We start from the raw sequence: 13782 nt of genomic DNA, 5'->3' as shown, positions 1-13782 counted from the left end.
TCGAGTAAAACTCCGATTATTGACCACGATCGGACATGCAGGGCCCGATCCGCGGCCCTCACGTGAATGGTGCGGTGATATACTCGTGACTCGTATGTGAACTGTCGCGTACTGCCCATCTCGCTCGTTGGAGACGCCATGCCCCGCAAGCCCGACCCGACGCTCAAGCCGGCGATCATCGCGAAGGTGGTCGAGCACCTGCACGACACCAAGCTCGAGGACGTCTCGGTCCGGAGCCTCGGCCGCGTCCTCGGATCGAGCGCGTACCCGATCGTCTACCACTTCGGCTCACGCGACGCGCTCATCGACGCCGTCGTCGACCACCTCTCGGCAGCCGCCACCGACACCACGCTCGACCCCCGCACCGACGACGCCGGTCTGGCCGACCACCTCGTCGCGGTGTTCGGCGGACTCGACGAACCGGACCGGTCGCTCGCCGCACGGCTGACCTTCGAACTCGGCGCGGTCGAGTCGCTCGACGGACGCGATCACCAGCACCGGCTGCACCGCGCGCAGGTCGCCGCCATCGCCGCCTGGTGCGTTGAGCACGGCTTCGACGGCACCGACGCCGAGCACGCGGCGCAGAGCGCCGTCCTCGCCGCGCGGGGCGTGCAGTGGGGCACGCTCGTCGACCCGGAACACACCGCGTCCGACGCCGCGCTGCGCGCGATCGCCCACGAGCTGGTCGCACGAACGCAGTTCCAGCCGGCCTGAGCCGTCGACGGCACCGACGACGGACGGGAGGGGGGGGGGGCGGGGGGCCCCCCCCCCCCCCCCCGCCCGCCCGTCACCGGGTCACCATCGTGACCCGCCCCGTCCGCTTCAGAGCGTGACGAAGCGCTGCGACTTCGCGTTCGCGAAGCGCGCGGCGACGTTCTCCCAGTCGACGATGTTCCAGACGGCCTTGACGTAGTCCGCCTTGACGTTGAGGTAGTCGAGGTAGAACGCGTGCTCCCACATGTCGAGCATGAAGATCGGCACGAGACCGAAGGGCACGTTGGCCTGCTGGTCGAAGAGCTGGAAGGTCGTGAGCTTCTGCCCGACGGTGTCCCAGGCGAGGACGGACCAGCCGGAACCCTGGATGCCCGTGGCGACGGCGGTGAACTGGGCCTGGAACTTCTCGAACGAGCCGAAGAACTCGTCGATCGCGGCGGCGAGCTCGCCCTCGGGGACCTTGGTGTCCGGGCCGAGGTTCGTCCAGAAGATCGAGTGGTTGACGTGGCCACCGAGGTTGAACGCGAGGTCCTTCTCGAGCTTGTTCACGTTCGCGAGGTTGCCCGACTCACGGGCCTCGGCGAGCTGCTCGAGCGCGGTGTTGGCACCCGTCACGTAGGTCTGGTGGTGCTTGTCGTGGTGCAGCTGCATGATCTTGCCGCTGATGTGCGGCTCGAGTGCGGCGTAGTCGTACGGCAGCTCCGGCAGGGTGTACTCAGCCATGTGAGTTCCTTTCGATCAGTGGTGTGCGGATGGTGCTCCGCGGCTCACGAGAGCCGGGAACGATCGGTGAGGGAGTGGAATTCCCGGTTGTGGTAGACCAGCGGCTCGCCCCGCTCGAGGCCGACGACGATGTCGAGGACCTCGGCGACGACGACGGTCGACGAGCCGATCGGCGTGGTCGACAGCGGTCGGCAGCGCAGGGCGCTCGCGGCACTCGGCAGGTAGCGGTCGCCGGACGGCAGGGTGCCCCAGATCGGGTCGTCGGCCGCCGGGCTGCCGGTGGAGGCGAAGCGACGGGCGAGGCCGACGCCGAGCGAGTCGACGAGGTGCACGACGAAGATCGGCGCCCCCAGCACGACACCGGCCGACCCGGAGTTGGTGGACAGCGAGAACACGAGGACCGGCGGGTCGATCGCGACGCTCGCGACACTCGACGCGGTGAGGCCCGTCGGGCCGTCGGGGCCTTCGGCGGTGATGACGGCGACACCGGCAGGGTGTCCACGGAAGGCGGCCTTGTAGGCGTCCGCGATGATCGCCGGGGCTTCGTCGGGCATGGGAGTCGTCGTCGTTCCTTCGCTGGGGATGGCCACGGCTGCGCGACCACGTCCCAACGTATGACCTCAACCAAGGTTGAGGTCAACGATTCCCAGGTTCGTCCGATCCCGGGCGTGCCGCGTGACCCCGCGTGACGTGACGATCGGCACCACGAGCGCGACTTGGTGAGCAGGAATGGTCGGGTCGCTCGCGGGGACCCGACCATTCCTGCTCACCAAGCGCGGCTGCTCACCGAGCGCGGCGGCGCGGCGCTACCGGCGCTTCAGCATCACGACCGCACCGGCGGCCGCGACGACCATCAGGAGCGCCGCGACGCCGGCCGTGACCGTGACGCCGGAGTCGAACGCGGCCCGCGCGGACTCCAGCAGCGCCTGCCCCGCCGACCCGCCGAGGGACGACGCCGCCGACACCGCGCCACCGAGGGTCTCCTGCGCGGCGGTGTGCGCCGACGACGACAGGCCGTCCGGCACCACGACGTGCGCGCGGTAGGCGGTGGCGAGGATCGTCCCGAGCACCGCCGTCCCGAGCACGGCACCGATCTCGTACGCCGTCTCGGACATCGCCGAGGCCGCACCGGCCTTGTCCGCCGGAGCCGTCGAGATGATGAGGTCGTTCGTCACGGTCTCGGAGGCACCGATCCCGATGCCGAGCAGGACGAACGCGAACGCCAGGGCCACGATCGAGGCGTGGTGCCCGAGGGCCGCGACCATGGCGTACGCGGCCGCCGAGAACAGCAGCGACACCGCGACGACCCAGCGCGGAGCGACCCGCGCGACGATCGGCACGACCGCGAGCCCGGCGACGATCGTGAGGACCGACCCCGGGACGAGCACGATGCCGGAGGCGAACGGGTCGAGCCCGGCGACGAGCTGCAGGTGCTGGGCGATGAAGAACAGGAACCCGGTCAGCGAGAACATCGCCGTCATGTTCATCAGGACACTCCCCGTGAACGCGGTGCTCCGGAACAGTCGGAGGTCGAGCATCGGGGTCCGCGAGCGGAGCTGTCGACGCACGAACGCGATGCCGCACAGCACGCCGACGGCGAGCATCGCGATCGCGAAGCCCCGCTCCTCGGGGTGCACGACGGACTTGATGGCCCAGGCGATCGGGGCGAGGGCACCGAGCGACAGGAACATGCTCGGCACGTCGACCGGCCCCGGGTTCGGGTCGCGGGACTCGGGGACGCAGAACGGCACGGCGACGAGCATCACGACGAGGATCGGCACCGCGACGAGGAACACCGCGCCCCAGTGGAAGTGCGCGAGGAGGGCACCGCCGACGAGCGGGCCGAGCGCGTTGCCCGCCGCGAACATGGTCGACCAGACGGCCAGCGCCATCCGCCGCTCCCCCGCGTGCACGAAGACGTTGCGGATGATCGACAGGGTCGCCGGCATGAGCATCGCGCCGAAGACGCCCATCACGATGCGGGCGGCGACGAGCATCCAGGCGTCGGTCGCGAAGGCCGCGGCGACGGAGAACAGCGCGAAGCCGCTGGCGCCGATGACGAGGATCCGGCGACGCCCGATGCGGTCGCCGATGCTGCCCATCACGACGAGGAGTCCGGCGAGGACCAGCGGGTACGCGTCGACGATCCAGAGCTGCGTCGTGGCGTCCGGGTTGAGGGCGCGGGAGATCGACGGCAGCGCGAAGCTCAGGATGGTGTTGTCCACCGAGATGAGGAGGACGGGCATCATGAGCACCGCGAGGGCGGCGAACCGGCGGGTGCGGCTGCCGGTGACGGCGGTGGCGACGGGGCTGGTGAGCAGGGCGGACACGGTGACTCCAGGGACTTCGAGCCGGACCAGGTCGACGGCGGTACTGACGAACGGTCCGGACGGGGCGCGGTGTGGACACGCGTCGCGTCAGGACTCCGTTAGTGTACCGTCTGGACGGTGTTGGTTGCAAATGCAACTGACCGCCGGACAGGAGGGACGGTGCGGGCCCGCACCGCGCCTCCTGTCCGTCGCTGGTCGCGTTCCGGTCGGGGCCCGGTCGTCAGGCCGACTCGCGCAGGAGCAGTCGGTGCCGGACCGTGCGCTGCACCGCGTCACCCTGACGCGGCAGCTCGCCGGCGAGCATCCCGAGGGCGAGGTCGAGCGCCTCGCGCGCGACCGCGTCGAGGTCGACGGCCAGGGTGCTGAGGGTCGGAGACACGAGCGAGCCGAGCGGCAGGCCGTCCACCCCCACGACGCGCACGTCTCCGGGGACGTCGATGCCGGCTCGCCGGCACGCCTGCAGCACGCCGAGGGCCATGACGTCGTTGAAGGCGAGGATCGCGTCCTGCCGCCGCCGGCGCGCGAGGATCCGGGTGGTCTCCTCGGCACCGCACTCGGCCGTGCCGTGGTCGGCGTGCACGAGCTCGGGGAGGTACCCGCGCCGCTCGAGGGCGTCCATCATGAGGGTCCCGCGGACGCTCGTGTGCCCCGGCGACGAGTTGTCGAGCACCACCGGGTGCCGGACGCCGGTGGCGACCAGGTGGTCGGCGAGGACCTCGATCGCGTCGGCGGGGTCGATCCAGACGGCGCCCGTCGCGGGCTCGGAGTAGGGGTCGAGCTCGACCATGGGCACGCTGCCGAGGAGCTCGCGCCAGCGCTCGCGCCGCGAACCGAGGTACCCGATGACGACGTCGGTCTGCGCACCGAGCGCCTGCACCATCCGGTCGGCGTCGCTCGCCAGGTCGACGTCGGCGAGCATGACGTTCCAGCCCTGCTCGGCGGCGAGCCGGAACACGGCCGAGGCGAGCTGCGGGGTGTACGGGTTGCGCAGGTCGTTCACGACGAGCCCGAGCTGGTGGTCGCCGCCGGTGACGAGTCCGCGGCCGAAGCGGGACGGCCGGTAGTCCAGCGCCTCGGCGGCGGCGAGCACCCGCTCCTTCGTCGCCGCGCTGATGCCGGACATGCCGTTCATCGCGCGGGTGACCGTCTGCCGGGACACCCCGGCGGCCGCGGCGACGTCGATGATCGTCGCCCGGCCGCCGGGTGCGGGAACGGGTTCGGTCAGTCGCGGAGGTCCAGCCATGCCACCTGTTCCGGAGTGAGGTCGACGGAGAGGCCGGTCATGGACGACCGGGCTTCCGCGATCGTACGCGGTCCGAAGAGCGGGAAGGTGGGGAAGGGCTGGTGCAGGACGTACGCGAGGGCGATCGCCGTCGCCGGCACCCCGAACCGCTCACCGAGCTCCGACGCACGGCGGAGCCGCTCGAAGTTCTCGTCGCTGTAGTAGCAGCGCACGAGCTCGGCGTCGCTCGTGTCCTCCGGCTTGGCGCGGCCGGTGAAGAACCCACGCGCCTGCGAGGACCACGGCAGCAACGGCACCTGACGCTCCTCGAGCCACTGCTTCGACGCCGCGTCCGTCGCGTGGCGGCACCCGGCCCACGGGACGTCGTACGCCTCGGCCAGCCCGAAGTGGTTGCTCAGGACCTCGAACTCGTGCTTGCCGTTCGCCCGGGCGTAGGCGTTCGCCTCGTCGAAGCGCGCGGGTGTCCAGTTCGACCCGCCGTACACGCGGATGCGTCCGGCGCGACGGTGCTCGTCGAGGACGTCGACGAACTCCCCCACCGGGATGTCCTCGTCGTCGCGGTGCATCATGTAGATGTCCGCGTAGTCGGTGCCCTGACGCTCGAGGCTCTCGAGCAGCTGGCGGCTGAGCGACTCCGGGTCGCAGAACGGCGTGTGCGCACCCTTGGTGATCACGACGACGTCCTCGCGGACACCACGGTTCTGGATCCACTTGCCGAGCCGTCCCTCGAGCACACCACCGCCGTAGATGTACCCGGTGTCGAAGACGTTGCCGCCCTGCTCGACGAACAGGTCGAAGATGGCGCTCGCGTGCGCCAGGTCGGGCTGGTTGTCGACGCCCATGACCAGGCGGGACATCCGCTTGCCGACACCGGCGATGTCGCCGTAGCGCATCGGGTTGTCCGCGCGGTCCGGCTCGTGCGCGGCGACCGTGAGCGGACGGCCGCTGACGGTGGGGATGTCGGCGGTCTCGGCCTCGAACGGGAAGCGCAGGCCGATCGCCGCGCGCCACCGGTCGAGGGTGCGCGCGGTGGCGAGGGACTCGTCGAGCGTGAACTCGGGGGCGTCGACGCGACCGGCCGCGAGGGCAGCCGTCGTCGCGTCGGCCTCGAGCGCGTAGGGGTGCGCGCCGGCGAAGGACAGCGTGCGCGGGTCCTCGTCCACCGTGCTGACCTCGATGGTGGGGTCGTCGCCGAGGGTCCACGGATCGGTCAGCCTGATCTTCCCGGTGGTGCCGTGCACGACCACGGCGTTGTCGTCCTGTACGCGGACACCCGTGCGGAGGTGGGCCGTGATCCGCCGGTCGCCGACCCCGCGGTAGGTGGCGTCGGCCGTCGTCCACTCGTCGACCCCGGTCGGACCGAGCGTGCCGGTGGCGACGAACTCGACGGGCTCGGCGACGGCCACACCGGTCGCGGCCTGCACGATCGCGGCCGTCATGGTGACCGGGTACCCGCCGACGTCCAGGATCCCGCCGCCGGCCGTGTCGACGTCGAACAGCCGGCCGGACCGGGTGCCCGCGCGGAACGCGAACGAGGCGTCGACGTGCGTCACGGTGCCGATCGCGCCCTGGCGGACGAGGTCGAGCAAGGCCGCGGTCTGCGGGTGGAAGCGGTACATGTACGCCTCGACCAGGGGCAGCCCGGCCTGGCGTGCGGCATCGGCGAGCGCCATCGAGGTGCCGTGGTTCGGCGAGAGCGGCTTCTCGCACAGGACCGCCTTGCCCGCCGCCAGCGCCGCGAGGACGAGGGCGGCGTGGCCGGTGTGGACGGTCGAGACGTAGACCGCGTCGACGCGCGGGTCGGCGAGCACCTCGTCGTAGGACGCCGCGGTGACGTCGGCGAACCCGTGGTCGCCGGCCTCGGCCGCGAACGCGCCCGCACGCTCGGTCGACGAGCTGCCGGCGGCGACGAGGGTGGCGCCGACCGCGCTCGCAGGCAGCTGGGAGAGGAAGCGGCGGGCGATCCCACCGGGGCCGAGGACGGCCCAGCCCGGGGTGTCGTGCTCGCTCGTGGAGCTGCTGCTGGCGGTGGTCGCGGTCTGCGCTGACATGCGGATCCCTATCGTCTCGTGAACCTTCACGGTCCCGACGACCGTACCCTCCAGCCTCGGCCCCTGCAACGATGTGGATGCTTGACACGGCGTGTCGGCCGGGGCATGCTCTGACCACTTCGTGAGCGTTCACGGTCGAGCGCTCCACGGTTGCACCATCTCAACGACGAGAGCAGGTACTCCAGTGACAGCACCAACGCACAGGCTCAGCAGGAGGGGGTTCCTCGCCGGCGCAGGCGCGCTCGGCGCACTCGCCTCCGCGACCCTCCTCGCCGGGTGTTCCACCGGCACCGCCATCTCCAAGGACCCGGACGAACTCGTCCTCTGGTACTGGAACCGGTCCCTCGACCCGAAGTTCCTGCAGCAGGCCGCCGGGGGCATCAGCGGCCACGAACCGATGCGGCTCCGGCCGGACCTCATCGGCGGGGCGTCCTACGACACGAAGTTCCGGACCGCGCTCGCCGGCAACGCGTTCATCCCCGACGTCCTCATGGTGAACTCGAACTGCTGGCTCTACTTCCCCGACGAGGACCTCTTCACCGACTTCGCCCCCTCCGCCACCGAGCAGTCCGCCTACTACGACTGGAAGCTCTCGCTCGGCCGGACCCCGTCCGGGCGGCAGTGCTTCTGGCCGGTCGACACCGGCCCCACCGGCTTCTTCTACAACCAGGAGGTCCTGCGGAAGGCCGACCTCCCCACCGACCCGGACGAGGTGAGCGCGGCGATCCAGACCTGGGCGGACTTCCGGACCTTCGGCAAGCAGATCAAGCAGCAGACCGGTGCCGCGACGATCATCACCGCGACACAGCTCTTCAACCAGTTCGTCTCCGCGAGCCCGACGCGGTACTTCGACCGCGACGACCAGCCGCTCTACCACGACGACGACAGCTCGATCCGGAAGGCGTGGGAGAACGCCGTCGAGTCGATCCACGCCGGCATCACCGCCAACCTGCAGTCCGGTACCGACCAGAACGCCGGATGGGTCGCGGGCCGGGTCGCCGGGCAGATCGAGGGCGCGTGGTGGACGCAGATCATCCACGACACTGCACCGGACCTCTCCGGCAAGTGGCGGATCGCCCGCCAGCCCGAGCGACCCGGGAACAGCGGCGGCTCGTTCCTGGCCGTCCCGAAGTCGTCGAAGGACCCCGAGGCCGCGGTCGCGTTCGCCAAGTGGATCACCCGGCCGGACATCCAGTCCCACACCTACAACGACATCCAGCTCTTCCCGTCGACCCCCGCGTCGTTCGCGAATGGCATCATGCGGAACCCCGGCGAGTTCTTCGGGGACCAGAACCCGCTCGACTTCTTCAGCGAGGCGGCCCCGGAGGTCCCCGTGACGTACATCTCGAACTCCGAGCGGTTCATCGGCGCCTTCGCGACCGAGATCACGAACGTCGAGTCCGCCGGCAAGGACCCGGAGCGCGCCTGGAAGGACGCGCTCGACCAGACCGACCGCGTCCTCGCGAAGCGCGGGGTCGCCGCATGAGCGCCCCGATCCGCGAGCAGACCGCCACCACCGCGAACCCCGTCGTCGGGGGCGCCCCCACCGCGTCGATCTCCACCGCGGCGACCGGGCACCGGTTCAGCCTGCGCCGCTTCTGGCCGCAGTACGTGGCGATCGCCCCGTTCTACGTGCTCTTCCTCGTGTTCGGACTGTTCCCGATCGTCTTCTCGATCGTGCTGTCGTTCACCGACTGGGACGGCGTCGGCTCCCCCGCGTTCGTCGGGCTCGCGCAGTACCAGTACCTCGTCAGCGACCCGCGCTTCTGGAACGCCGTCGCGAACACCTTCATCATCTGGATCATCTCGACCGTCCCGATGCTGTTCCTCGCGCTCGTGCTCGCGTTCCTGCTGCACGGCAACATCCGGGCGAAGGGCTTCTACCGGGTCGCGTTCTTCATCCCGAACGTCACGAGCATGGTCGCGATGGCCATCGTGTTCGGCTCGGTGTTCTCGGACGGGTTCGGGCTCGTGAACGCCGCCCTCCGCGCCGTCGGTGCCGATCCGGTCGGCTGGCTCTCGTCGTACTGGGGCATCAAGGTGACCATCGCGGTGATGGTCATCTGGCGGTGGACCGGGTACAACGCGATCATCTACCTCGCCGGGCTGCAGTCGATCTCGACGGAGCTGTACGACGCGGCGAAGGTGGACGGCGCGAACACGTGGCAGATCTTCACGCGGATCACGATCCCGATGCTGCGGCCGGTCATCCTCTTCACGGTGATCACGTCCACGATCGGCGGGCTCGGCCTCTTCACGGAGCCGCAGATCCTGTTCAACGGACAGGCGGTCGGTGGACCGGACGAGGCCGGCATGACGATCGTGCTCTACCAGTACGACCAGGCGTTCAACCAGTTCGACTTCGGGTACGGCTCGGCGATCGCCTGGGTGCTGTTCTTCTTCTCCGTGGTCTTCGCGATCATCAACTGGCGACTGCTCAGTGAACGCGACGGGCTCAAGACCCCTCGGCGACTGCGCACCCCGCGCACCGTCACGACCAGCGCGAAGGGATCCCGCGCATGAGCGCCGACACCGCACCCCGGACCACGAACACCGCCGCCGCCCTCGGGCGACCGAACACGGTCACCGACCGGCCCGACGACCACCGCCGTGGGTTCCGGCACGGTTGGGTCGGACGGCTCGTCACGCACCTGTGCCTCGTCGTCGGCGTCGTGCTGTCGATCTTCCCCTTCTACTGGCTGCTCGTCATGTCGACGTCGTCGAACGCGCAGATCTTCGGCTACCCGCCGTCGCTGTGGTTCAGCGACCACACCATGCAGAACCTCGCCACGGTGTTCAGCAGCGTCGACATGCTCCGGGCGCTCGGCAACACCGTCGTCGTCGCCGGCAGCACCGCGGTCCTCGTGATGCTGTTCGACTCGCTGGCGGCGTTCGCGTTCGCGAAGTACGAGTTCCCGTTCAAGCGCTCCCTGTTCACCGTGATGCTGGCGACGTTCCTCGTCCCCGGCAGCCTGTCGCTCGTGCCGAGCTTCGTGCTCATGGCGAACCTCGGCTGGATCGGCGGGCTCCAGGCGCTCATCGTCCCCGGGGCGGCGAACGCGTTCGGCATCTTCCTGCTCCGCCAGTTCGCGACGGGGTCCATCCCGAACGAGGTGATCGACTCCGCCCGCGTGGACGGCGCCGGGTTCTTCCGGACCTGGTGGTCGATCGCGGTACCCATGCTCCGCGGCGGCCTGGCCTTCCTCGGCATCTTCACCTTCATCACGGCGTGGAACGACTACGTGTGGCCGCTCATCGTGCTGATCGACCCGAAGGGCCAGACACTGCAGGTGGCCCTCGCCTCGCTGAGTTCGGTGAACGCGACCGACCTCGGCTCGGTGATGGCCGGCGCGGTGATCAGCGTGTTCCCGCTCATCGGGGTGTTCATCATCGGCTCGAGGCACTTCATCGCGAACATCGCGGCGGGGGCGCTGAAGGGCTGACCAGACCCGCAGGCGCCGCGGAGGATGGCCCGCGGCGCCTGCGCACCCGTGCGCTGCACACGCGTCGCGCGCGTCCCATGGCAGACTTCCGGCATGGCAAGCGCCCGCGATCGTGTCCTGGACAGCTTCGTCGCCATCGTGTGCGAGGAAGGAGAGCGTCCGGCGACCCTCGACGCCGTGGCCGCCCGGGCCGGGGTCTCCAAGGGTGGACTGCTCTACCACTTCGGCTCGAAGGCCGCCCTGGTCGAGGGCCTGTGCGAGCGCCTGTCCGACCTCTCCGCCATCGACGTCGACCGCATGCGTGACGCCGAGGACGGGGCCGCCCGCTACTTCGTCCGGAACTGCCAGTTCGTCGGCAGCGAGCTCGACCTCGCCCTCCTCGCCGCGAGCCGCCTGCAGCAGGCCGGCTACGAGGAGGCCGGCCGGACCCTCGACGACACCGAGAACGCCTGGCTGGCGACGCTCGTCGACTCGCTCGGGGACGCACCCACCGCGCAGGCGATCAAGCTCCTCGGCGACGGGCTCTACCACGCGGCGTCGCTCGGGGCCGCGAGCGACGTGCGACCGGACCGCGCGTCCGTGGACATGGAGTCGCTCCTCGCCGTCGTCGACCGGCTGATCGCCACCCGCCCCGGCGCGTGAACCGCGATCCCCGCTCCTGGGGATAGACTGGGTCCGATCCACCCGCCTGATTCCGGAGGTACCACTGTGGGCCGCGTCATCGCCGCTGTTTTCTCGATCCTGCTGCTGCTGGTTTCGATGTACCTGTTCGGCTTCGCGTTCCAGGTGAGCTCGGGTCAGGCGTTCATCTTCATGGGCGGCGTCCTGCTCATGTGCCTCTCCTTCTTCCTGCCGATCCACGTGTTCGGCAAGCGGTAGTCACCCGACACCGCACGACGAACGGCCCCGCACCTCTCGAGGTGCGGGGCCGTTCGTCGTCCAGGCGTGCAGCGTCGAACCAGGTTTCCGACATCGCACCGGGCGCGACCCGCTGTTCGATGTCGGAAACGTGGTTCGATCACCCACCGGCCCGGCGGGCCAGGAGGCGCGGGTCGGCTACGCGAGCACGCGCAGCCGGCGCAGGGTCACCGCCGTCGACACGGCGGCGTGCACGGCCTCGGCCCCCTTGTCCTCCTTCGAGCCGGGCAGCCCGGCTCGGTCGATGCCCTGCTGCTCGTCGTCGAGGGTCAGCACGCCGAAGCCGACCGGCTTGCCGGTGTCGATCGCGACGCGCGTGAGTCCGCTGGTCGCCGCGTCCGAGACGTACTCGAAGTGCGGGGTGCCGCCGCGGATGATCACGCCGAGGGCGACCGCCGCGTCGAAGCCGGCCTCGAGGGCGGCCTTGGCGACGACGGGCAGCTCGAAGCTGCCAGGGACGGGGATGACCTCTGCCGAGGCACCGAGGCGTTCGACCTCGCGCTGCGCCCCGGCGAGGAGGCCGCCGGCGATCTCGTCGTGCCACTGCCCGGCGACGATCGCCACCCGGATGCCGCTGCCGTCGACGTGGTCGCGTTCCGCCGCGCCTGCTCCGCTCATCGTGCTGTTCCTTCCGTGGGTGCGGACTCCGCCGCCGCCCGGTCTGCCGCGTCCAGCCACTCGGCGAGTGCGGCGATGGTGATGACGGGCACGCCGGCGCGTGCCCCGAGTCCGAGGAGTCCCGGCAGGCGCATCATGCTGCCGTCCTCGTCGACGATCTCGCAGATCGCCGCGGCGGGACGCAGCCCCGCGGCGGTGACGAGGTCGATCGCTGCTTCGGTGTGCCCCGCACGCTCGCGGACGCCGCCCGGCCGCGCCCGCAGCGGGACGACGTGCCCGGGGCGGTGCAGGTCGTCGCGGACGGACGCCGGGTCGGCGAGGACACGCAACGTGCGGGCACGGTCGTGCGCGCTGATGCCGGTCGTGACGCCGACCGCGGCGTCGACGGTGACGGTGTAGGCGGTCCCGCGGACGTCCTCGTTGTGGACGACCATCGGGGGGAGGTCGAGGGCGTCGGCGATCTCGACGCTCACCGGCGCGCAGATGAAGCCGGACGAGTGCGCCACGGTCCAGGCGATCCACTCGGGGGTGGCGAGCTCGGCGGAGAGGATGACGTCGCCCTCGTTCTCACGGTCCTCGTCGTCGGCGACGATCACCGGACGCCCGGCCGCGACGGCGGCGATCGCCTCGTCCACGGTCGACAGCCCGAGGGCGCCGGGCGTGGCCGCCTGCGGGACCGGACGTGCCCCGGCGACCATCACCGTGCCTCCTGGCCGAGCGCAGCCGTCTCGAGCGGCCGCACCGCGGCGTCGAGCCGCAGCATCCGCCGGACGTGCCGGGCGAGGACGTCGGTCTCGATGTTCACGCGGTCCCCCGGGACGCGCGCGCCGAGGGTCGTGGCCTCGAGCGTCTCGGGGATGAGGCTGACCTCGAACCAGGCGTCCGCGGCCGGGGTGTCCTCGGTGGACACGGCGCTGACCGTCAGCGAGACGCCGTCGATCGCGATCGAGCCCTTGTCGACGACCAGGGGGCTGAGGTCCGGCGCGAGCGAGAACCGGACGCGCCGCCAGCCGTCGCCGTCCGCGGTCTCGAGGACGGTGGCGGTGCCGTCGACGTGCCCCTGCACGATGTGCCCGCCGAGCCGGTCGCCGACCGAGGCAGCACGCTCGAGGTTGAGCCGGTCGCCGACGGCGAGCGCCCCGTGCGCGCTCATGTCGAGCGTCTGCTTCATCACGAAGGCCGTGAAGGTCTCCGGGGTCTGCTCGACGACGGTCAGGCAGACGCCGCTCGTCGCGATGGAGTCGCCGTGTCGGGCGTCCTGGACCACGATGGGCCCGCGGACGGTGAGCGCGACGGAGTCGCCGTGCTGCTCGACGGCGGTGACGGTGCCGAGTTCCTCGATGATGCCGGTGAACACTGGTGTCCTCTCAACGGGACTCCGGGGGTGTTCGACGATCGTCGGCATCGACGGACGGACGCACCACCTGCGTGGTCACGTGTCGTCCGCCAGCGCGCCTCCCATCCGGACTTTCACCGTCGGTCCCGGAATCCCACCGGGTCAACCTCTGCCGGGTTCGCACCCGTCATCAGTTCGTGGACTGTCACCACCGGTTCGGACTTGCACCGACCCCGGAGCGCTTGCGTACCGGGAACGATACCCCAACCAGGTGACGGACACGTTGCGCCGGTTCCGCGGACGTAACCGGACGTCGCGCGCTCGCGCCTGCGGGCCGGGAGGCGCGGTGCGGCCGGTCCACACGGCGCGCGTCCGCCGGTCGGTGCCGTGGGCCGCGGGGCGGACC

At 70.7% G+C, this 13782-nt stretch carries 13 protein-coding genes, 1 pseudogene and 1 riboswitch; of the genes and pseudogenes, 6 read left to right on the top strand and 8 right to left on the bottom strand.

Features of this window, described 5'->3' with window-relative positions; translation table 11 throughout:
• The first annotated feature begins 138 nt into the window (after positions 1–138).
• A complete protein-coding gene (locus tag ACNQOV_RS11805) occupies positions 139–714 on the top strand; it encodes a TetR/AcrR family transcriptional regulator (protein ID WP_022908643.1) in 576 nt (191 codons plus the stop codon).
• A 108-nt stretch (positions 715–822) separates the two neighbouring features.
• Here ACNQOV_RS11805 and ACNQOV_RS11800 read toward each other — a convergent pair whose 3' ends face one another.
• From ACNQOV_RS11800 to ACNQOV_RS11780, 5 genes are all read right to left on the bottom strand, one after another.
• Positions 823–1437 carry a superoxide dismutase gene (locus ACNQOV_RS11800; protein ID WP_079236628.1) on the bottom strand — a complete coding sequence of 205 codons (615 nt, stop codon included), beginning with the start codon at positions 1435–1437 and terminating at the stop codon, positions 823–825.
• A 44-nt stretch (positions 1438–1481) separates the two neighbouring features.
• On the bottom strand, positions 1482–1991 hold the full coding sequence (locus ACNQOV_RS11795) for a flavin reductase family protein (RefSeq protein WP_416394621.1): 510 nt from the start codon (positions 1989–1991) through the stop codon (positions 1482–1484).
• 252 nt (positions 1992–2243) lie between these two features.
• Positions 2244–3767, bottom strand: a complete 1524-nt coding sequence (locus tag ACNQOV_RS11790) for an MFS transporter (RefSeq protein ID WP_402269228.1) — start codon at positions 3765–3767, stop codon at positions 2244–2246.
• A gap of 220 nt (positions 3768–3987) precedes the next feature.
• Positions 3988–5010, bottom strand: coding sequence for a LacI family DNA-binding transcriptional regulator (locus tag ACNQOV_RS11785; protein ID WP_416394619.1), 1023 nt, complete (start codon positions 5008–5010; stop codon positions 3988–3990).
• Positions 4989–7061: an aldo/keto reductase gene (locus tag ACNQOV_RS11780; RefSeq protein WP_416394617.1), complete on the bottom strand. Its 2073-nt coding sequence runs from the start codon at positions 7059–7061 to the stop codon at positions 4989–4991. Before ACNQOV_RS11780 ends, ACNQOV_RS11785 begins: the two co-directional genes overlap by 22 nt.
• Positions 7062–7245: 184 nt before the next feature.
• On the opposite strand from ACNQOV_RS11780, the gene ACNQOV_RS11775 reads away from it, so the two are divergent.
• From ACNQOV_RS11775 to ACNQOV_RS11755, 5 genes are all read left to right on the top strand, one after another.
• Complete coding sequence (locus ACNQOV_RS11775; protein WP_416394615.1) at positions 7246–8547, top strand: extracellular solute-binding protein; 1302 nt, start codon at positions 7246–7248, stop codon at positions 8545–8547.
• Positions 8544–9584, top strand: coding sequence for a carbohydrate ABC transporter permease (locus tag ACNQOV_RS11770; protein ID WP_416394613.1), 1041 nt, complete (start codon positions 8544–8546; stop codon positions 9582–9584). Before ACNQOV_RS11775 ends, ACNQOV_RS11770 begins: the two co-directional genes overlap by 4 nt.
• A complete protein-coding gene (locus tag ACNQOV_RS11765) occupies positions 9581–10504 on the top strand; it encodes a carbohydrate ABC transporter permease (RefSeq protein ID WP_022906222.1) in 924 nt (307 codons plus the stop codon). The genes ACNQOV_RS11770 and ACNQOV_RS11765 overlap by 4 nt, the downstream gene beginning before the upstream one ends.
• A 93-nt stretch (positions 10505–10597) precedes the next feature.
• Entirely contained in the window at positions 10598–11146 is a 549-nt protein-coding gene (locus ACNQOV_RS11760) for a TetR/AcrR family transcriptional regulator (protein WP_022906223.1), read from the top strand.
• Between the two features lie 66 nt (positions 11147–11212).
• On the top strand, positions 11213–11383 hold the full coding sequence (locus tag ACNQOV_RS11755; protein WP_022906224.1) for a hypothetical protein: 171 nt from the start codon (positions 11213–11215) through the stop codon (positions 11381–11383).
• Positions 11384–11560: 177 nt separating this feature from the next.
• On the opposite strand, the gene ribH is transcribed toward ACNQOV_RS11755, so the two are convergent.
• The 3 genes and pseudogenes from ribH to ACNQOV_RS11740 all read right to left on the bottom strand — a co-directional run bounded on the left by ribH (position 11561) and on the right by ACNQOV_RS11740 (position 13397).
• Complete coding sequence (gene ribH, locus ACNQOV_RS11750) at positions 11561–12040, bottom strand: 6,7-dimethyl-8-ribityllumazine synthase (RefSeq protein WP_022906225.1); 480 nt, start codon at positions 12038–12040, stop codon at positions 11561–11563.
• Between the two features lie 29 nt (positions 12041–12069).
• A pseudogene (gene ribB, locus ACNQOV_RS11745) lies at positions 12070–12738 on the bottom strand (3,4-dihydroxy-2-butanone-4-phosphate synthase); the annotation flags it as partial.
• Positions 12738–13397: a riboflavin synthase gene (locus ACNQOV_RS11740; RefSeq protein WP_022906227.1), complete on the bottom strand. Its 660-nt coding sequence runs from the start codon at positions 13395–13397 to the stop codon at positions 12738–12740. The gene ACNQOV_RS11740 and the pseudogene ribB, both read right to left, overlap by 1 nt.
• A gap of 89 nt (positions 13398–13486) precedes the next feature.
• Positions 13487–13621: riboswitch (FMN riboswitch) on the bottom strand.
• Positions 13622–13782 lie beyond the last annotated feature (161 nt).

Origin of the sequence: Curtobacterium sp. LFS084 (assembly GCF_047977705.1) — a bacterium.
Taxonomy (GTDB): Bacteria; Actinomycetota; Actinomycetes; order Actinomycetales; family Microbacteriaceae; genus Curtobacterium.
Note: the sequence above shows the minus strand (reverse complement) of the source record. Positions and strands in the feature narration are given on the sequence as shown.

Excerpts from the sequence above, each read along its gene's own strand:
- ACNQOV_RS11805 (WP_022908643.1), top strand. The coding sequence starts at position 139 with ATGCCCCGCAAGCCCGACCCGACGCTCAAGCCGGCGATCATCGCGAAG.
- ACNQOV_RS11800 (WP_079236628.1), bottom strand. The coding sequence starts at position 1,437 with ATGGCTGAGTACACCCTGCCGGAGCTGCCGTACGACTACGCCGCACTC.
- ACNQOV_RS11795 (WP_416394621.1), bottom strand. The coding sequence starts at position 1,991 with ATGCCCGACGAAGCCCCGGCGATCATCGCGGACGCCTACAAGGCCGCC.
- ACNQOV_RS11785 (WP_416394619.1), bottom strand. The coding sequence starts at position 5,010 with ATGGCTGGACCTCCGCGACTGACCGAACCCGTTCCCGCACCCGGCGGC.
- ACNQOV_RS11780 (WP_416394617.1), bottom strand. The coding sequence starts at position 7,061 with ATGTCAGCGCAGACCGCGACCACCGCCAGCAGCAGCTCCACGAGCGAG.
- ACNQOV_RS11770 (WP_416394613.1), top strand. The coding sequence starts at position 8,544 with ATGAGCGCCCCGATCCGCGAGCAGACCGCCACCACCGCGAACCCCGTC.
- ACNQOV_RS11765 (WP_022906222.1), top strand. The coding sequence starts at position 9,581 with ATGAGCGCCGACACCGCACCCCGGACCACGAACACCGCCGCCGCCCTC.
- ACNQOV_RS11760 (WP_022906223.1), top strand. The coding sequence starts at position 10,598 with ATGGCAAGCGCCCGCGATCGTGTCCTGGACAGCTTCGTCGCCATCGTG.
- ribH (WP_022906225.1), bottom strand. The coding sequence starts at position 12,040 with ATGAGCGGAGCAGGCGCGGCGGAACGCGACCACGTCGACGGCAGCGGC.